The sequence below is a fragment of the Paenibacillus sp. FSL H7-0716 genome (genome assembly GCF_038002705.1).
Taxonomy (GTDB): domain Bacteria; phylum Bacillota; class Bacilli; order Paenibacillales; family Paenibacillaceae; genus Paenibacillus_AQ; species Paenibacillus_AQ odorifer.
In genome coordinates, this window is record NZ_JBBODA010000037.1 from 19,931 (window position 1) to 38,095 (window position 18,165).

At 46.4% G+C, this 18,165-nt stretch carries 17 protein-coding genes and 4 riboswitches; of the genes, 5 read left to right on the forward strand and 12 right to left on the reverse strand.

The features are described from left to right. Positions 1-6 precede the first annotated feature (6 nt). The 12 genes from MHH60_RS28305 to MHH60_RS28360 form a co-directional block, all read right to left on the reverse strand. On the reverse strand, positions 7-414 hold the full coding sequence (locus MHH60_RS28305) for a DUF6075 family protein (protein ID WP_076119644.1): 408 nt from the start codon (positions 412-414) through the stop codon (positions 7-9). Between the two features lie 119 nt (positions 415-533). Then, the gene (locus MHH60_RS28310; RefSeq protein WP_076119645.1) at positions 534-953 is read right to left on the reverse strand and encodes an RNA polymerase sigma factor; all 420 of its coding nucleotides are present in this window, start codon (positions 951-953) and stop codon (positions 534-536) included. A gap of 783 nt (positions 954-1,736) precedes the next feature. After that, positions 1,737-2,198 carry a hypothetical protein gene (locus MHH60_RS28315; RefSeq protein WP_076119647.1) on the reverse strand — a complete coding sequence of 154 codons (462 nt, stop codon included), beginning with the start codon at positions 2,196-2,198 and terminating at the stop codon, positions 1,737-1,739. Beyond that, complete coding sequence (locus tag MHH60_RS28320; protein ID WP_076119648.1) at positions 2,185-2,379, reverse strand: hypothetical protein; 195 nt, start codon at positions 2,377-2,379, stop codon at positions 2,185-2,187. Before MHH60_RS28320 ends, MHH60_RS28315 begins: the two co-directional genes overlap by 14 nt. Before the next feature lie 165 nt (positions 2,380-2,544). Beyond that, positions 2,545-3,222, reverse strand: coding sequence for a response regulator transcription factor (locus MHH60_RS28325; protein WP_143766699.1), 678 nt, complete (start codon positions 3,220-3,222; stop codon positions 2,545-2,547). 96 nt (positions 3,223-3,318) lie between these two features. Next, positions 3,319-3,406: riboswitch (cyclic di-GMP riboswitch) on the reverse strand. Between the two features lie 76 nt (positions 3,407-3,482). After that, positions 3,483-4,292: an alpha/beta fold hydrolase gene (locus MHH60_RS28330; RefSeq protein WP_283936254.1), complete on the reverse strand. Its 810-nt coding sequence runs from the start codon at positions 4,290-4,292 to the stop codon at positions 3,483-3,485. A gap of 44 nt (positions 4,293-4,336) precedes the next feature. Further along, entirely contained in the window at positions 4,337-4,843 is a 507-nt protein-coding gene (locus MHH60_RS28335) for a sigma-70 family RNA polymerase sigma factor (RefSeq protein ID WP_076119651.1), read from the reverse strand. A 78-nt stretch (positions 4,844-4,921) separates the two neighbouring features. After that, positions 4,922-7,258, reverse strand: a complete 2,337-nt coding sequence (locus MHH60_RS28340) for a histidine kinase (protein ID WP_076119652.1) — start codon at positions 7,256-7,258, stop codon at positions 4,922-4,924. A 76-nt stretch (positions 7,259-7,334) separates the two neighbouring features. Then, positions 7,335-7,943 carry a potassium-transporting ATPase subunit KdpC gene (gene kdpC, locus MHH60_RS28345; RefSeq protein ID WP_076119653.1) on the reverse strand — a complete coding sequence of 203 codons (609 nt, stop codon included), beginning with the start codon at positions 7,941-7,943 and terminating at the stop codon, positions 7,335-7,337. A gap of 54 nt (positions 7,944-7,997) precedes the next feature. Next, positions 7,998-10,028 carry a potassium-transporting ATPase subunit KdpB gene (gene kdpB, locus MHH60_RS28350; RefSeq protein WP_076119654.1) on the reverse strand — a complete coding sequence of 677 codons (2,031 nt, stop codon included), beginning with the start codon at positions 10,026-10,028 and terminating at the stop codon, positions 7,998-8,000. 13 nt (positions 10,029-10,041) lie between these two features. Beyond that, a complete protein-coding gene (kdpA, locus tag MHH60_RS28355; protein ID WP_076119655.1) occupies positions 10,042-11,724 on the reverse strand; it encodes a potassium-transporting ATPase subunit KdpA in 1,683 nt (560 codons plus the stop codon). A 293-nt stretch (positions 11,725-12,017) separates the two neighbouring features. Next, positions 12,018-12,419, reverse strand: coding sequence for a hypothetical protein (locus tag MHH60_RS28360; protein WP_076119656.1), 402 nt, complete (start codon positions 12,417-12,419; stop codon positions 12,018-12,020). A gap of 109 nt (positions 12,420-12,528) precedes the next feature. Then, positions 12,529-12,692, reverse strand: a riboswitch (cyclic di-AMP (ydaO/yuaA leader). 115 nt (positions 12,693-12,807) lie between these two features. Continuing rightward, a riboswitch (cyclic di-AMP (ydaO/yuaA leader) is annotated at positions 12,808-12,995 on the reverse strand. 276 nt (positions 12,996-13,271) lie between these two features. Here MHH60_RS28360 and MHH60_RS28365 point away from each other — a divergent pair. From MHH60_RS28365 to MHH60_RS28385, 5 genes are all read left to right on the forward strand, one after another. Then, positions 13,272-14,816: an ATP-binding protein gene (locus MHH60_RS28365; RefSeq protein WP_076135372.1), complete on the forward strand. Its 1,545-nt coding sequence runs from the start codon at positions 13,272-13,274 to the stop codon at positions 14,814-14,816. Beyond that, the gene (locus MHH60_RS28370) at positions 14,813-15,514 is read left to right on the forward strand and encodes a response regulator (RefSeq protein WP_076119658.1); all 702 of its coding nucleotides are present in this window, start codon (positions 14,813-14,815) and stop codon (positions 15,512-15,514) included. Before MHH60_RS28365 ends, MHH60_RS28370 begins: the two co-directional genes overlap by 4 nt. A gap of 211 nt (positions 15,515-15,725) precedes the next feature. Continuing rightward, a riboswitch (cyclic di-AMP (ydaO/yuaA leader) is annotated at positions 15,726-15,885 on the forward strand. A 111-nt stretch (positions 15,886-15,996) separates the two neighbouring features. After that, the gene (locus MHH60_RS28375) at positions 15,997-16,449 is read left to right on the forward strand and encodes a hypothetical protein (protein ID WP_076119659.1); all 453 of its coding nucleotides are present in this window, start codon (positions 15,997-15,999) and stop codon (positions 16,447-16,449) included. Positions 16,450-16,458: 9 nt separating this feature from the next. After that, a complete protein-coding gene (locus MHH60_RS28380; RefSeq protein WP_081388994.1) occupies positions 16,459-16,836 on the forward strand; it encodes a Na-translocating system protein MpsC family protein in 378 nt (125 codons plus the stop codon). Positions 16,837-16,892: 56 nt separating this feature from the next. Then, positions 16,893-18,122 carry an aspartate kinase gene (locus MHH60_RS28385; protein WP_076119661.1) on the forward strand — a complete coding sequence of 410 codons (1,230 nt, stop codon included), beginning with the start codon at positions 16,893-16,895 and terminating at the stop codon, positions 18,120-18,122. The last annotated feature ends 43 nt before the right edge of the window (positions 18,123-18,165 follow it).

An 18,165-nucleotide genomic window follows, 5' to 3' on the forward strand; every position in this document is an offset into this window, starting at 1 on the left:
TGCCATTCAGCGAACTTGTTCGTTCAGCCGCTTGAAATTCTTCTCCTGGCTTCGGCAATAATCCGGATAACGAAGTTGAATCGCTTCAAAAAAATAGGGAGCGTAGCTGCAATCGAATAATTCGTGGGGAGTAGAGTAGCGTTCCCCACCTTTTTCCGTCCAGCCATTCCACAGATTAAAAGCAAGCCTGCACACGCGGATAGAACTACCGGTTTGCCACGAGAGTGCAAGACCTCCGGGTTTAATGCCTCCATTAGAAAAATCAAACAAATCGCGGATATGACTCCGTGTATCGCGGGAAATACCTAATGTGTAGAAAAGTGCCCGATGATAGCCGTCGCTGCATTTCCTTTCATCCAGCATCCGATAGTAGAAACTTTCGTGTTCAGCATCTCGAAATCGAATCGGATTCATTGTTGCCTGCCCCTCTCATGGAAAATGAGCGGCTGGTTATAACCAGCCGCCGCCTACATAAAGCTCTTTACCTATCTGTTCATTTTGGCAAGCAAATCGGACCCTTTGACCTACCGCAATCACATTTTTTTGAGAAACTGCGCCATTTGTTTTAAGCCGCGTTCAATAGATTTTCGTACTGCCCGTTCATCAACTTGCTCCGCTTGGGCAATCGCTACTTTGCTCATGCCTAAGAAGAAGTGAGCATAAATTCGTCTGAACGATTTTTCCGGCAATCGACACATAGCCGCATAAAGCTGCTCATTGGAAAGCTTACGCTCGTAATATTCCTCCGGGGAAATCGAAAGGAAAAGAACATCTTGTTCTATACCGTCGTTCCGATCAAGCGAGTAATAAGCGCGATGACGATAGGTGCGCAATTTGTATGCGCTCTCATTTAAGTCAAAACGGCGAATTTCTTGTGCTACTTCATCATCTAAGTCGATCCATACATCCGTTTTGATAAAGGGATACATGTCCCGCAAATTAATCCTTTTCATATTCGTCCCTCCATTTTGGTCTGTGGGCAAACCAAAATGGAGGGGGAGAGCGACAGCCAACGCTGTCTTTGACGCGATTGTGGAAAATCTCCAAAAAACAAAAAAGACTTTGCCGCAGAGCATTCCAACGCTCCATTACGGTTAAGTCTGAACGTAATCGTATTAATAACCGGAAAACAAACATATAACAAGATCGCGGCTTGACATTACTGCAACAGGGGGCACATAAATATCAACTCCATCCTCACATGGCAACACCGTGCGAGAAGAAACACCATCTGTTTTGTTGGTGCTGTCATCCGTAATAAAAAAAGCGCCTTGAACTTTTTCCTGTTAAGGAAAAGAACCGGCGCTTGATGCTTGATTATGAGAGAGAATGAAACAGGGAGGACAAGCAGGCGATCTTGGTTCGCTTTTGCCCGAAACAAAAAACAGGCTCCAAAAATCGGATGGCCCGTCGTCTCTCGACTATGTTGGAAATAGGATATTACTAAAAGCCTCCTTTCATCTTTATGGTATTGAACGAAACGTACTGTTCCTGTCTTGTCCACAATATCATGTTATCACGAGAGCCATGCAAATGGGGTGCAAAAGTAGGGAATATAGGGTGCATTCCTGACACATGTTCGGTGCATGTTCGGTGCAAGGAGAGTGCATCAGCGTAATTTTTCAGAAGATGTACCTACCTACGGAGGCCCGTCTAACGGAGATTAGGTTACAACGTGCTTTATTTCTGCTCACCAAAAAAAGATGCGCAGTTGCATCTTTTTCGGAAACCAACCTTTACTTTTCATCAATCGGATCATACTCCAATAATGCTGTCCGACTTTTTATTTTGCGATATATTTTTTGCAAAATTCGTTTTCGATGATAGAAAAAAGCGCGGCGCGATAGTCCCAAGCGATCCATAACAATTGAAAACGCCAATTGATCTTGATACCGCAGTTGAACGAATTGTCTTTCCTCTGGGGCGAGAGCCGAGAAAGCATATTCTATCAATCCGATCCTGGATTGAAGAAACGGTATTTCATATTCGGTGATTTCCAAACGGTGAATGACTGTGCGAAGCAACGTGTCATTAGGTTTGCCGCAGCCATATATCGCCACTTCATGCAGCGCTTTTGTCAATCCCGGAATGTGTGTAAGCTCTGTTTGTGCATATTCCAGCCGTGCTTTCCAATCCGTGTACGCGATCAACCAATTCTCAACTTTTTCATAAGGGGTTATCTGTTCAGCTAACAACATAAGCCGCTCCCCCGTTTCCTATCCGACTATCCAGACATAATCCACACTCCGTTTCTTTTCGACACATGTCGATCATCCTTTCATCCATCATTTTGGGACAACCCAAACGGCGAATGAGAATCAAGAACCACATTGGACTTGTCCCGTTCTCCACATGACAGACAACTATCCCATGCTTCATCTTTTAGTTGCTTTTGCCACAAATCCCTCCTATTCATAGTGGGCCATTTCTATCAATTCCTATCCCACCTTATACCTAATTTTATCAATTTTCGATACCATCCGGCAGGATGATTTTTTAGTCACCCTAATGCTTTAGAACCTTGTCGAAATAAATCGAAAATCGTCACCGGGTATCGTGCTCCTTATTGTCCGAGTGTTTCTCTAGTCCAAGTCGTTTTGCCTTTACTGCTGCTTCTTTAATGGATTTCGTACCGAGCTTTCTACTAATATGACGAACATGCGTCTTCATTGTATTAGGTGAAATACCCATCAACTGAATCAACTTGGATTTGGAATGGCCCCAAGCGATTAATTGCAGCACTTCCTTTTCAGTCACGGTCAGCTTACAGCAAAGTTCCTTACGCTTCAACCGGGTGAGTTCCTCGCGAAGTACCTTCGATGCTATCGGATGTAACGAGGAGCTACGGTGATACGCTTCCCGAATTGCGATGATGATGTCGCCCGTATAGGTTTTACTTATAAAGTTTACCGCTCCGACTGTTATTGCTTCGACAACAACTTCGGGGTCTGTACTTGAGGCCACGATAATAATTGGAATATCTTTTTTTGCAAGAATGTCCTTGGAAGCATCTAGCCCATCGTGCCCGGACGACCCAAGTGTTGTATTCACCACCACAACATCCACGTCCAACTGTAAACTAGCTCGCAGCGCCTCTTCTTTTGTAACGGAAATGTTAATGAGATGAATATCCGTCGCTTTTGCGAGCAAACCAGTAAAGCGACGGCACCATTCCCTGTCGTTGTCAGCTAGCACAACTTTTATATTCGCTTTACCAGCCATCGTAGACAATTTCGAATGAAATTCTGCTTGGATATCTTATTCCCCTCCAATCCTCCAAATAACAAAAACACGACCCCATAGGCCGTGTTTGGCAAATTGGGTAACCCGGCGGTCATCACTTGAACAGTGAGAAGATCCGTGGCTTTGCGTCACTGCCTTTCGGTCAGCTTTGCCTCTTCCAGTATGAATTTAGTCGACGATTTATCCTGCTACACATAAATATGAATTTGAATTCGTATGGATACTCAAAACTTTCGTCCTTAAGAGTACCTTTGGATCAGCCCGTTAGTTTCTATTAAATGATTTTCCTCTAAAAAGTGTTGGACACTCTCATTAAATCGTTGTGGCTGACACAAATTGCTAGGATCATAAGAGTCCTCAATAACTTCAAAGCGTACATTAGCAAGCAACTTCGCGGTCTCCTTCATATGCCTAACTCCTGTAAGTGTATTTGCTCCTACAATACACAACACGGGCACTTCAATCAGGGGAAGAAAATGGGTATAGTCAATCCTACTGACAGCTATCCTCTGTTTATGCAATTCTCTGGATCTTTTTTCCAGAATCCCTTTTCTTATCGCACGGTAAGCCAAGTCCCACCTGTAATACATAATCTTAAGTGAGCGTATAAAGAATTCACCAGGCAAGTAGTAGGATAGCCAACCGACGGCAGTTATCGCATATAACATTTTTCCCGGAATGGTTGTCATGACATTTTTACTAAAGCTATCAGATATGATGATTGCACTTACTTGATCCGGAAATAATTGCGAGAATTTTTGGGCCAATACACCGCCATACGAAACGCCAACGAGTACAGCTCGTTTAATACCCAAATAAGCAAGCAGTATGCTGAGATCTTCACATTGGGTTTCAATGATGCTATCATTAGGAACCATTAATTTCCCCGATTGTCCGTTTCCCCTTAGATCAACAAGTACAATTTTACATGATCTCTTGAAAAATTCTATCTGAGGCCCAAACATCTCGTGAGTTAATCCAAAACCATGAATAAAAATAAGGGGAGTTCCTCTACCATAAACTTCAAAGTACAGTGAAGTCCCGTTCACATTCCAGAGTGGCAATATTCCCAACTCCTTATCTATCAAGATCCTCAATGATAGGTTACTCTTTCACTGATAAACTCTCGACAATAGCGCAAATATGTTTTGATCGTTCCAACATCCATATTTAATATTTTACTTACATCTCCCAGTGAAAAGCGGTGACAATAAAAAAGAATAACAACCATCCTATGTTTTTCTGGTAAAGCATCAATGGCTTGATTCACTTGTTGCTGTGTGCCTGTTAAGCATCCTGTTTCACAAGCTGCTTCCGTCTGTGTCCAAGCTTCTTTCTGCTTCCGCAGTCGTTGCAAGCATGAATTCATAGCAACCTTAAATATCCAGATTTTTAGATGATTACAAAGATCGACATTATTGAGATTTTGATACACAAGAATAAAAGTTTCGGCCACAACCTCTTCCGCATCATGCCCACTTTTTAACATACGAGAAGCCACGTCATATATTTTATCTTTGTACATGTTAACCAATTCCACAAATGCATTAAGATTTCCGCCGCTAGCTAGTATAACAAGTCGTCCTTCGAGTGAATACACATCTCACTCCTCCCCAAAAGTACCTATTGCGTAATCCTTCGTTTTGATTAAGGCAAACCTCAGATAACATATAGAACGCTACGTTTCTTCCAGTTGAATGAGAGGATCAAAATCGGCCACGATCAACACATCCATATGACGCCCATGACGCAAAATCGGCCTAATCACTGGTGGTTTCCATATTTTTTCCCACAAGATCCGCTTGGATTGTCCGATAATTATTTGTGTACTTTGAATATCGTTAGCTTTGTTCAGCAACATATATGGAATTTGCCTCCGATTCCGGGCAAACAGCATTATGAACCTGCCGCCCAACCGCGCTGTCAAGTCTTCCAACACTTTGATGCGCTTTTTCAACTCATCAGCAACCACAGCATGATCGTGAACATACGTTACAACCCAGTCAGCCTTTAAACGATAAGCGATTCGAAACCCTCGCCTGATTAATCGCTCGGCGTTGGAACTGGTTGTTACTCCGACGAAAACGGTCTCCCGCCTTCTCCACGGTCCGCGAAGCGAATCGTTTCTTTCCCAAGCTTCCAATCTTTCGTCCACATCATCGGCGATTTCCCGAAGAGCCAATTCACGCAGAGCAATCAAATTACCCGTTTTAAAAAAGTTGCCTAGCGCCTGATCCACTTTATCCAGCGCGTAAATCTTCCCTTCTCTCATTCGTTGCTGTAGCGATTTCGGAGCAACATCAATAAGTTCAACCTCATCGGCCATGCCCAAAACGCTGTCCGGGATGGTTTCCCGGACACGGACTCCGGTGATCTGCTCAACAGCATCGTTCAGACTTTCCAAATGCTGTACATTCATCGTTGAAATAACGGAAACGCCTGCATTCAAAATTTCAACAATATCTTCATACCTTTTTTTGTTCTTACTGCCGGGCACATTCGTATGCGCCAGTTCATCCACAAGCACCACTTCCGGATTGCGGCGAACGATTGCTTGGACATCCAGATCTTCCAAGCTCGTACCTCGGTATTCGAATTTAGCCCGAGGAATTGTTTGCAGCGAACCGACTTGCGCCATCGTATCTTTTCGGCCATGCGTTTCCAGAAGCCCAATTACGACATCAATTCTTTTTTTCAGCAGGTCATTCCCTTCGCGGAGCATCGTATACGTTTTCCCGACACCGGGTGCAGCGCCAATGAGGACCTTAAAACGTCCTCTTCGCAGTTCCCCCATTTTTTTCTCCACTTCCTGATCGCTAAGCCTGCGGTAATGATCCTCCGAGCGATTTGTCGCCTGCATCTTGGTCGGTAATATCCGCTCCCCTTCCTTTTCAGCACGATCCGCAACGAAATAGATATCCGTCTTTTTCGTTTTTTTGAGAATGCCATTTGCAATCGATCCCCTCCACAGCTCCTGCCATCGGCTTTGCTTGGAATGACCGAGTACAATTCTCGTCACCCCATGCTGGGCTGCGTAGTGCACTAAAGTGCGGGGGAGCAGCCATCTGTGTGGCAATGGAAGTTCTTCAAACTTCGCTCCTATTTTTTCTACAAGCTTAATAATGGAACGTTTAAAAGTGGCTGCTTCTCTCGATAGCGTTTTTTTCGGAGGAACAAAGCTAACGATAAGCAAATCTCCGCCCAATCGTTTGGCAATTTGTTGACCGCGGCGGATATGAATCGATCCGTTCCAATGATATTGCGCCGATACAAGGATACGTTCCGCCGCTCCGGACGGCCCGATTAACCCCTGTTCTTCGCGGTATTTTTCCAACGAATCGTTGACGTCTTCAGCCACAAGCCGCAAAGCCAGTTCTCTCAATTTCCCGATATTGCTTCGTTTAAATAATAAGGGTGTGGAGTCACTGTTCACGTGTCCCTCTTCCAAACGCTTTAAAATGGTTTCCGGCGATACATCAATCAATCGAATCTCATCGGCAAATTCCAACGTATCTGTGGGGACTGTCTCCTCCACTACGACACCGGTCCACTTTTGCGCCAGTTCTGTCGCACCTTCTAATTCATATACATTGATCGTTGTAATGACGCTGATCCCATGATTCAGCAAATATTTGATATCCTCAAGACGTGTCGGAAATCGGGCCTCCTTTCGATTGCGATGGGCAAGCCCGTCGACCAATACCACTTCCGGATTACGTTTAATCAAGGCGTCAAGGTTCAAGTCTTTACGCTCTGTTCCATCCTTCATCCAGTGGATGCTTCGCACACGTTCCAAATCTCCGAGTTGTTCCATGGTTTCCGGTCGCTGCCTCGTTGAAACCGCACAGATAACAACGTCAATTCCCTGCTGCTTAAGGTGTTGACCTTCCCGAAGCATATGATAGGTTTTACCAGAGCCACTGACTGCACCAATGTAGATCTTTAAATGTCCACGATGAAGCTTGGAAATGGAATACAAGATTTCTTCAGCTGTTTTTCTTCTAAAACTCTCCATACTTTTCTCCCTTCGCGTCCCTCACAGTAAAACGCGATAACCCCGCCTATTTGGGATAGGCAGGGCATGCATAACCTTACTTTTTGATGAGTTCGCTCAGTGCGATATTCAATTTCAGCACATTGACTCTGGGTTCCCCGAAAATCCCCAAATCGCGGCTTTCCGTATGCTCGTTCACCAAATTTTCCAACTCATTCGTGGATAGGCCTGTCAATTTGCTGATGCGTGGCACTTGTACCTTGGCCGATTCCGGCGTAATATGAGGATCCAATCCTGAACCGGAGTTTGTGATCAGCGCAATAGGCAATCGGCTGACCGGTACATCCGGGTTGTTTTTTTTCCATTCTTCAATAGACTCTTGCGTCCGTTTTACCAGATCCGGGTTGGAAGGTCCATAATTATTGGAACCGGAAGCTTCCGCTTTGTATTCGATGCTCGAAACCCGGCCTTGAAAATATTTCGGATCGGTAAATTGTTGCCCGATCAGTTCGGATCCGACAATTTCTCCACTGCTGTTTTTAATCAAGCTGCCATTGGCATTGCCCGGCATCAACACTTGAGCGATTCCTGTGCATGCTAACGGATAGATAATACCGCATAGCACAACAAACAAAATACTGATCCGCACGATCGAAAACAGATACGATCCGCCCGATTGTCCAGGAAAATGGTCCGTTTTATTCATCCTTTTTCATTCCTCTCTGGTTCTCTTCATCCTATCTTCACGTTCGTCGATTATCTACACCCACAAGTGGACAACCAAGTCAATCAATTTGATTCCGATAAACGGTGCGATCACACCGCCTAAACCGTAAACGAAAAGATTTCGGCTGAGCAACTGCGCGGAGCCCATCGGTTTGTACGCAACCCCCTTCATCGCTAGCGGAATCAACAGCGGAATGATAATCGCGTTAAAAATGAGCGCGGACAATATAGCGGACATCGGTGTGCCCAGTCCCATAATATTCAACACGTTCATTTCCGGAATTGCCAGCATGAACATCGCCGGGATGATCGCAAAATATTTGGCGATATCGTTCGCAATGCTAAATGTGGTTAATGCGCCGCGCGTCATTAATAGTTGCTTGCCAATTGCCACCACTTCGATGATCTTCGAAGGATCGGAGTCGAGATCAACCATATTCGCCGCTTCCTTCGCCGCCGTCGTGCCGCTGTTCATGGCGAGCCCTACATCCGCCTGTGCCAGTGCAGGGGCATCGTTCGTCCCGTCTCCGGTCATGGCCACCAGTTTTCCTTCCGCCTGCTCCCGCTTGATGACGGCAATTTTGTCTTCCGGCTTGCTTTCGGCAATAAAATCATCCACCCCAGCTTCGCGTGCAATCGTCGCAGCCGTCAACGGATTGTCTCCCGTACACATGATCGTTTTGATCCCCATTTTTCGAAGCTGGTCAAAACGCTCCCGCATACCAGGTTTCACCGTATCCTTCAAATAAATCAAACCGAAAATCTGTTTATCAACGGCAACGGCCAGTGGCGTTCCCCCCTCCGAGGCAATCGCGTTTCCCTTCTGATCCAAATCATTAGGAATACTGCCCCCCTGAGCGCTAACCCATTTCTTAATCGCGTCAACCGCACCTTTACGAATTTTGCGCCCGTCTTGTAAATCCATGCCGCTCATGCGGGTTTCTGCTTTAAACTCGATAAATTCAGCTCCGTCCGAAAGCAGCTCGTTAAAGGACAATCCTTCTTTTTTCATCAGTTCTAGCACGGATCTGCCTTCAGGAGTTTCATCTTTCATGGAACCTACTGCCGCCCACTGTGCCACAGTTGAAGTGGACTCATTTCCCACTGCGATAAATTCACTGGCCATCCGATTTCCGAATGTAATCGTACCCGTTTTGTCGAGAATCATCGTATTGATGTCGCCAGCCGCCTCAACCGCTTTCCCTGACATCGCAAGCACATTGAACTGGGTGACCCGGTCCATCCCGGCAATCCCGATGGCAGATAATAAACCGCCTATCGTCGTTGGAATGAGACATACCAATAACGATATCAATACGGGGATCTCCAGTTTAATCTCCAGATAATTGGCCATCGGCGCCAATGTCACCACAACGATCAGAAAGATGAGTGTTAAGCTGATTAATAGCGTGTTCAGTGCAATTTCATTCGGTGTTTTCTGGCGCTTTGCGCCTTCTACCAAAGAGATCATGCGATCGATGAACGATTCGCCAGGGTCACTTGTGATCCGTACGGTAATTCGATCGCTGACCACCCGTGTGCCGCCGGTAACTGAGCTAAAGTCACCACCCGCTTCTTTAATAACGGGGGCCGATTCACCGGTAATGGCAGATTCGTCTACAGAAGCCAGACCTTCGATCACATCACCGTCTCCTGGGATCATTTCCCCTTGTGAGACGACAACCACGTCGCCCTTGCGCAACTCTATAGATGGAACTACTTTTATTCCACTACCGATCACTTTATTGGCTGTCACTTCTTTTTTTGTTTTCTTGAGCGAGTCGGCCTGAGCTTTCCCCCTGCCTTCGGCCAATGCTTCGGCAAAGTTGGCGAATAATACAGTAACGAGGAGGATCAGAAATACAGTTACATTGAACCCTGTACGCCCTTCGATACCGAAATAACCCGGAAACAGCGTCATCAACAAAACGACGAATGTTCCCACTTCTACGACGAACATCACCGGATTTTTCATCATCGCGACCGGATTCAATTTCATGAAGCTATCTACAATTGCTTTTTTAAGCATACCCGCTGATAACAAGCTTTTTCGTTTCGTATTCATTTCCTCACCTCTTCTATTTAAGGAGTGTCAAGTGTTCCGCGATGGGGCCAAGCACAAGGGCTGGTAAAAAGGTCAACGCCCCAATAATCAAAACGGTTCCTACCAGTATCCCAACAAACAGTTTATTGTCCGTACGCAGCGTACCTATTGTTTCCGGCACCCATTGCTTTGCGGCCAAAGAACCGGCAACGCCAAGCAGCGCAACAATGGAAATATACCGTCCGAACAGCATGACCAAACCTGTAGAGACATTCCAGAACGTTGTATTATCAGCCAATCCTTCAAATCCGGAACCATTGTTCGCGGCCGAAGAGGTATATTCGTACAGTACCTGTGAAATCCCGTGGAAGCCCGGATTGCTAATCGCACCTTTGCCCAAATCGGTGAGAAATGCGATGGCTGTTGGAGCAAGAATAATGAGCGGATGGGCTAAAATAGCAATGGCGATAAGCTTCATCTCGCGGGCTTCAATTTTCCGTCCCATGAACTCCGGCGTACGTCCAACCATTAGTCCGCAAAGAAATACCCCCAAAATGGCGTACATCAGCATATTGACCAGCCCGACGCCGTCGCCACCGAACACGCAGTTCAACATCATTTGTGACAGCGGCACCAGACCGCCTAAAGGCGTTAATGTATCGTGCATGTTGTTAACAGTTCCCGTTGTTGCAGCGGTGGTTACCGTTGTGAACAAAGCAGATTGCGCAATTCCGAACCGAACTTCCTTCCCTTCCATACTGCCCTGCGAAGCATCCATCCCCAGCGCATTTAACGCTGGATTTCCTCTCAATTCCGAGGTATAGACAACCGACAGGAAGGCTACGAACAAAATTAGCATAGCGCTAAAAATAACCCAGCCCTGTTTTCTATTTTTGGCGAACCTGCCGAATGTGTAAGTAAGCGCGGCGGGTATGCACCACATGGATAGCATCTCAATCACATTGGTTAACGGATTCGGATTTTCAAACGGGTGTGAGGAGTTTACACCGAAGAATCCTCCCCCGTTCGTTCCCAAATGCTTAATGGATACGAGTGAAGCGACAGGACCAGTCGCGATTTGTTGCGACGCTCCTTCAAGCGTCGTAGCTTGAATGGTTGGATCCAATGTCTGCGGCACTTTCAAACCGACCAACACGAGTGTAACGATAATGGCTAACGGAATAAGCAAGCGGGTGTGCGCCTTGACAAAATCGCTAAAAAAGTTGCCAAGCGTCTTGCCTTTACTCGTTATGCCGCGAATGAATGCGATCGCGACGACGATTCCGGTTGCAGCTGAAGTAAACATCATCATCATAATGACGGCCATTTGCGAGAAATATGACAATCCTGTTTCACCGCTATAATGTTGCAAATTCGTATTCGTCATAAAGCTGATGACGGTATTAAAGGAAAGTGTGGATTCCATCTTGTCGATTCCATTTGGGTTGATCGGCAAGATGTTTTGAATCCGTAAAATGAGATAACTGACAGCCACCAGTACAACGTTGGTCAAAATTAAACTCAGCGTGTACCGTTTCCAGTTCATTTCCGAACGGTTTTTTAGACCGGTCAGCCAATAAATGATCTTCTCCACTGGCCCGAATATATTATCCGTCCGATTGGCCTGATTGGAAAAAATATGAAAGATATAGGTTCCCAAAGGCTTGACGGTCAAAAGCAAAATCAGAATGACCGCCACAAATTGCAAAATGGCCATTGTATTTCCTCCTAAAGGCTTTCCATTGGAAAGCCAGCATCGTAAGCTTCATTTTGTACACTCATGTAACGATTTAGAATTTATCCGTATTCACAAGCGCATAGACTAAATACAGAAAAATGAAAACAGTAAACACGATTACCATGATCATTGGCGTTCTCCCCCTGATTCACCCACAACTCGTCCGCACCAAGCCAGAAAACCGCAAAATAATAAATAGGTCCCTGCCAGCGCCAAAACCATAAACAGATCCATCATTTCCATTCACTCCTCCTCGTAACCTTCTGCCCAAGCTAATCAAGCAAAAATGAAACATCATCACTATTGGAGTGGATCACATAATTGGCCCCTAGCCCTTTATAGATGAGCCTGGAATTACTGCTCTCTGTGATGACGTAAATCGGCTTTCCCGTCCAAGAACGACAGATCTGAATGTATTTGCAACAAAGAGGCAAACTACGCTCGAACAAAAAAACTTTACCGATTGATAGTTCAGGAATGATCCATCTCTCACGCTCTGTAGTATCCACCGTAATGAGATTCTTTACTCCTAAATGTTCCAATCGTGACTTTTCCGTTTCATTATTTGTAATCGCGGCAAAAGGCACTCCTTTAAATTTTAAAGTTTTGATAAATTGCACTCCGGCTTTATTGGGCGCGGATACGACAATAAATTCATTATCATGGGATACCATGACCGATCTCCTCCATCTTTGTTCAGGCAACAAAAAAGAAGCTTTCGGAAGAGGAACTCTTCGTCAGCTTCTTAGGCACAGTAAAGCACCGTGTCTAATTACGACAATTGTTGCCTCTCTTAAGACGCTTGCGAGGTTAGCTGTCGGATTCGGGCGCAAGAGTCGCCCTACACCGGATTTACCAGCGATTCACCCCATGAAGCCGACAAGCCTGGCTTCTACTGGTTCCCCCGCTCCTTCGTCCTGAAACGAAGAATTCAGCGATTTAAACGATGATCATTTTTTTCCGAAATGAGCAAACGAAAACCCACAGAGGCATAAGCCCTGTGGTCGAAACTTACGATCACAAGCTTCATCATCCTCTCTCTCCATAAGCAACACTTTTGACAAAGAGCTGCTTCCACGCTTACGAGGTTAGCTGACGGATTCGGACGGTGAGAGTCGCCCTACCCTCGCTTATGCTCCGCATAAGCAGATGGATTCACCCCATCCGGATTGGCTGCTTGCTCTCACACAAGTTCCGTCCCGTAGTTGGTTCCCCCGTTTGCCTGAATGGCAATTAAGCGAATGCTAATTCTTAATTGAAAAGCGATTCAAATCATGGATCGTATGTTACTCCGAGACCAAAATACTGTAAAGTGCAGCACATTGCATAACTGATTAGATTGTGTCATCTATGCTTGTAATGGCTTCATTTTTGTTCGAGATCTTCATTTTCCTCGAATATGCTCATCTTTTTAAGACTTTTCATATTTTTTTACGGAATTTTTACGCCTAAAGCCGGTTTATTTTACTCCTTTTTTACAGTAACCTAATGGGAGGAACTTCAGAAAAAGCAGGGTGTGATTCGTTATGTCGAAATGGAAAGCAATATGGATTTCGTTGCGAGCGTACCTATTCACAACGGTACTAATCGTTCTCATGACCTTCGTACTAAAACCGTTTGGTCTTGCTTTCGATTTGGTCAATATCGCCATTATTTATTTGCTTCCGGTTCTTTTCAATGCCGTCTACGGGGGTTTGCGCCCTGCTCTCTACTCAGCGATCCTGGGAGTGTTGGCCTTTGACTTTTTCTTCGTGCCTCCCGTTGCAAGTTTTGCCGTGTCAGACTTGCGCTATCTGGTTTCATTTGGCGTTTATTTGGCGGTTGCGACATTAACGGCAAGCTTGGCGGCTAGGCTGAAACGGCAGGTCCATTATTCCAAGCAAAAAGAGGCACATACCGCTGCGCTGTACGCGCTTAGCAAGCAGATGAGCGCGATCGCGGATATCGATTCCATGCTTGACCATTTTTCTCTACAAGTTTCACAAACCCTGGAGACAGAAATCGCGATCTATTTGACCAATAACCGGAACAACCTGGTTCTTGCCCATCGGACCGCCGAGCATCCCGACGATAGCCAAAAGAATGCGGAGCTCTCTGTCGCGCAGCGAATGTTTGAACACGGCGAGACGGCCGACTTGAACGAATCACCGGGTAACTTTATTCCGCTTCGGGCTGAGAAACGCATCTATGGTGTCATGGTATTCTATCCAAAACAAACACTAAATGGGATCTCAACCGAGCAAATGCAGCTCCTCGAAGCGCTCGCAGGCTTGGCGGCGAGCGCAATAGCTCGCGTCAAGCTGGCGGAGGAAGCCAAGATTGCTCATCTTACAGCAGAGTCGGAACGGCTTCGTACCGCGATTCTGAATTCGGTTTCCCATGAGCTGCGCACCCCACTAGCAGCCATCATCGGCTCGGCAACCGGTCTGATCGAGGGCGAGCATCTATTCTCTTCGGAGGATCGCATGGAGCTTCTTTTCACGATCCGGGACGGTGCTCTTCGCATGAATCGACTGGTGATAAATTTGCTCAGCATGGTTCAACTTGAAAGCGGGATGCTGCGCCTTAGGAAAAACTGGTGCGATGTGGAGGACTTAATCGGCGTTACGTTGACTCAAGTCAAGGACTTTCAACAACATCGCAAGCTCCGCGCCGAGCTGCCGGATGACGACCCCATTATAGTGCTGGGCGATGAAGTGTTGCTGGAGCAAATGTTGGTCAATGTGGTCAGCAACGCGATCAAATACAGTCCGGATTACAGTGAAATCGTCCTGTCTGTACAAACCGAGGAAGATGACGTTGTCATCTCAGTCTCCGATAAAGGGATTGGACTGGAAGAGGACGAACATGATCGGATATTCGAAAAGTTTTACCGTTCAGCCGCGGCGAAGCAAATAACCGGTACGGGTTTAGGACTTGCCATATGCAAAGGAATCGTCGAGCTTCATGGGGGAACGATTTCGGCGAAGCCGAACGAGCAGCGAGGGACCATTATAACGATCATGCTTCCCTTTAACAAGCAAGACGACAAGTATGCAACATTTTTAAGAAAGGGGCATCTAGAATCATGACCACTAAAGAAAATGGGGCTCGCATTTTAATCGTCGATGATGAACCCCAAATTCGCAAGCTTCTAAAGGTAACCCTGCAAGCCCATCAATATGCCATCTATGAAGCCTCGACCGGAGAGGAAGGTCTGCATCAGGCTTCCTTGATATTGCCGGACTTGATTGTTCTTGATCTCGGATTGCCTGACATGTCCGGTATGGATATTCTTGGCCGCATCCGGGAATGGTCGAATGCGCCGGTCATTGTCCTAACGGTAAAAGATCGGGAGGAAGACAAGATCGCCGCATTAGACAGCGGCGCCGATGATTATGTGACCAAGCCGTTCGGAATGGGAGAACTGGTCGCCCGAATACGTGTTGCGCTGCGGCACATGGCCAAATCGGCGAACGAACCCCACTTCCAGTTCGGCGAGCTCACCATCGACCTGGCACATCGGAACGTGGAATTGAAGGGAGAACGAATCAAGCTGACCCCAACGGAATACGATCTGTTGAAAATTCTCGCCTCCAACGCCGGGAAGGTCGTCACGCAGCGTCAGTTGCTACAACAAGTGTGGGGCAGCCAACACAATCAGTCAGACAGCCATTACTTGCGGGTGTATATCGGGCATCTTCGCAAAAAACTGGAGGAAGACTCAACCCAACCCAAGTTCATTGTGACGGAGCCGGGGATCGGCTATCGCTTCCTGTCCAGGGAATAACAGAAGCGTTCATCCTGTCTAAGTCGATTCTCCACCACTCGAAAACGTAATAATGGAACCTTTTTGCAGAAATATTGCCGTCTCGGTTAGTTTTTGTTCAATGCATCCGCTTTCATGCACGAGAAAAGGCGAAAAAATCAAAAATCGATGTCGGATTCGGCTTTTACATTGTCGTGAAAAAAGCGTATGATCTCTATCAACAACTTCAAAATCAATTGAATCGCTGAATTCCCTAAAGGGAAACGGGGGAACCAACCTGAAGCCTTTACATGGTTTCACGGGGTGAATTCCTTGTCTGCGTAGCACATGGAAAGGGTACTCTCAAGCCCTAACCCGACAGCTAACCTCGTAAGCGCATTGAGAGAGAACCGTACCCGAGCTGCGTTTGTCCGATGGACTGACAACAGACTGCCCGAGAGCCTCGTTTCTCTGCTCTTCGGGCTTTTTGTCGTACCCAAAAAACATTTAGGAGTGTGGCAAGCATGTTACATGTACAAGAAGCGGATCCGCTGCTGGGTCTTCAATCGTCCGGTTTTCGGTATGAGGAGAGAATTCGTTCCATCGAAGTATTTCGTTTCGATCAAGAACTGACCCAGCGTCTATTATCCAACAACGAAAAAGATAGCATCTGTGGATATCTGAAACTATCCGGTAATGGATTCAGGGGTTGGGGCGAATATCGATTGCCTTGCAGCAGTAGAACGTTCGACCTCGTCGGATGGGCTTCCGTTTTTATGAATCTGAAAGGTCTTGATGTTGCCCAAGCTTTTCAATTGGTTCAAGAGAAGGAAGAGAAATGGGGGAGATTCCGGAAAGAACTTGCCGAATCGACGTTATTGAACTGTGTTCCTACTCTCAGATCCCCTGTTCATTTGCCTTTTCCGAAAGAACACATCTATTTCATGGAACATACTGACTCTTACGTCTCATTCTGATTTCCTGACATGAAGGAGAAATGTATGATGCAGGAGTTAACCAACCAACTGAAGGAAGCCTATTTGCAATGTGAGCGGGAAGTGCTCGGCGTACATCCGCAGGAGGTTGAAGTAAGAGTCATTAAAAATCATATTGTGATCATTGCCAAAGGGACTCCAACAATTGAACAATCCATCTCTGTCCATGCCATACGCGGCAGAAGCATTCATCAAACGATATGCGAAATGGATCGCGAACGTTTGCAAGCACTGTTGAAGCCTAAAGTTGCCTCAATTGTCGGTTGCGACGTTACTTCCATTCAATCGGACATTTGCATCGGCACCGGAGAAAAAATGGAGCTTATTCATTTGGATTGCGATATCGAGAACAAGTTTATGCATGATTAAGTTTAAGTAAACGGTTTTACGGGACAAATTCGAAATCATACACGGGAGAGATGATGTTGTCATTATTGGTGATGAAATATGGAGGCAGTTCCGTAGGCGACGCCGAACGGATAAAGCGCGTTGCGCGACGGATCGCGGACCGAAGGCAGGAAGGCCATCAGTGCGTCGTCGTGGTGTCCGCAATGGGAGATACGACGGACGATTTGATCGAGTTGTCCAAACAAATCGCGGAGACAACTCCTTCAGCACGTGAAATGGATATGCTGCTCAGTACCGGAGAACAAGTTGCGGTAGCCCTGTTATCCATGGCACTGCACGTCCTGGGCGAACAAGCTATCTCTTTAACCGGATGGCAAGCTGGCATTCTTACAGAAGCAAACCATGGGAAGGCACGGATTATCGACATTCAGACAGATCGAATAAGGAATGCGCTAAATCAGGGGAACGTCGTCATTATAGCCGGCTTCCAAGGCGCGACAGAAAATGGCGAGATTACAACGCTTGGACGAGGAGGCTCCGACACAACAGCTGTCGCGCTTGCAGCAGCGATTCGGGCAGACTTGTGCGAAATCTATACGGATGTGGACGGTGTTTATTCAACCGATCCCCGCATCGTCAAGCTGGCCAGAAAACTGAAGGAAATCTCGTACGATGAAATGCTGGAAATGGCTCATCTCGGAGCGGCGGTTCTCCACCCCCGCGCAGTGGAATGTGCCAAACAAAATAAAGTGAAGCTGGTCGTTCGATCCAGCTTTACGAACCATGAAGGGACGCAAGTGAAGGAGGAAACGGATATGGAACAAGGAATCGTGGTTCGTGGCATCGCGTTCGACAAGCCTATTGCGCATGTAAGCTTATTGGATATGCCAACAAGCCCCAACCGACTCGCCACGGTTTTTAATTCGCTTGCAAAAGACGACATTGATGTCGATCTTATCGTTCAGGGCGGGATAAGGAATGGCAAGGCAGACCTGTCCTTTACCGTTAGTCTCGCCGATCTGGAGAAGGCAAAAAGTGTGCTTGATCTTATCCAGGCAGACGTTGGATTCAAAAACTTGGAAGCCCATTCCGATTTGGTGAAAGTATCTATCGTCGGGGCAGGAATGGTCAGTTCTCCAGGTATTGCGGCAACGATGTTTCATACCATTGCCGAAACCGGCGTAAGCATTCACACAGTCAGCACTTCTGAAATAAAAATCTCGTGCGTAATCGAAGGCACCAAGCTGCATGAAGTTGTTCGCTCCCTGCATACTGTGTTTGAACTCGATGATCGCGAGTGGAGCTAAATCGTGATTGATGCAGCCAAAAACGGCTTTGTCGAAGGTGGGG

What these genes read in the sequence shown, in the direction of transcription:
- MHH60_RS28310 (WP_076119645.1), bottom strand. Translation starts at nt 953, where the DNA reads ATGAAAAGGATTAATTTGCGGGACATGTATCCCTTTATCAAAACGGAT.
- MHH60_RS28320 (WP_076119648.1), bottom strand. Translation starts at nt 2,379, where the DNA reads ATGAAGCATGGGATAGTTGTCTGTCATGTGGAGAACGGGACAAGTCCA.
- kdpA (WP_076119655.1), bottom strand. Translation starts at nt 11,724, where the DNA reads ATGGCCATTTTGCAATTTGTGGCGGTCATTCTGATTTTGCTTTTGACC.
- MHH60_RS28315 (WP_076119647.1), bottom strand. Translation starts at nt 2,198, where the DNA reads ATGTTGTTAGCTGAACAGATAACCCCTTATGAAAAAGTTGAGAATTGG.
- MHH60_RS28375 (WP_076119659.1), top strand. Translation starts at nt 15,997, where the DNA reads ATGTTACATGTACAAGAAGCGGATCCGCTGCTGGGTCTTCAATCGTCC.
- MHH60_RS28380 (WP_081388994.1), top strand. Translation starts at nt 16,459, where the DNA reads ATGAAGGAGAAATGTATGATGCAGGAGTTAACCAACCAACTGAAGGAA.
- kdpB (WP_076119654.1), bottom strand. Translation starts at nt 10,028, where the DNA reads ATGAATACGAAACGAAAAAGCTTGTTATCAGCGGGTATGCTTAAAAAA.
- kdpC (WP_076119653.1), bottom strand. Translation starts at nt 7,943, where the DNA reads ATGAATAAAACGGACCATTTTCCTGGACAATCGGGCGGATCGTATCTG.
- MHH60_RS28340 (WP_076119652.1), bottom strand. Translation starts at nt 7,258, where the DNA reads ATGGAGAGTTTTAGAAGAAAAACAGCTGAAGAAATCTTGTATTCCATT.
- MHH60_RS28305 (WP_076119644.1), bottom strand. Translation starts at nt 414, where the DNA reads ATGAATCCGATTCGATTTCGAGATGCTGAACACGAAAGTTTCTACTAT.
- MHH60_RS28365 (WP_076135372.1), top strand. Translation starts at nt 13,272, where the DNA reads ATGTCGAAATGGAAAGCAATATGGATTTCGTTGCGAGCGTACCTATTC.
- MHH60_RS28360 (WP_076119656.1), bottom strand. Translation starts at nt 12,419, where the DNA reads ATGGTATCCCATGATAATGAATTTATTGTCGTATCCGCGCCCAATAAA.
- MHH60_RS28370 (WP_076119658.1), top strand. Translation starts at nt 14,813, where the DNA reads ATGACCACTAAAGAAAATGGGGCTCGCATTTTAATCGTCGATGATGAA.
- MHH60_RS28325 (WP_143766699.1), bottom strand. Translation starts at nt 3,222, where the DNA reads ATGGCTGGTAAAGCGAATATAAAAGTTGTGCTAGCTGACAACGACAGG.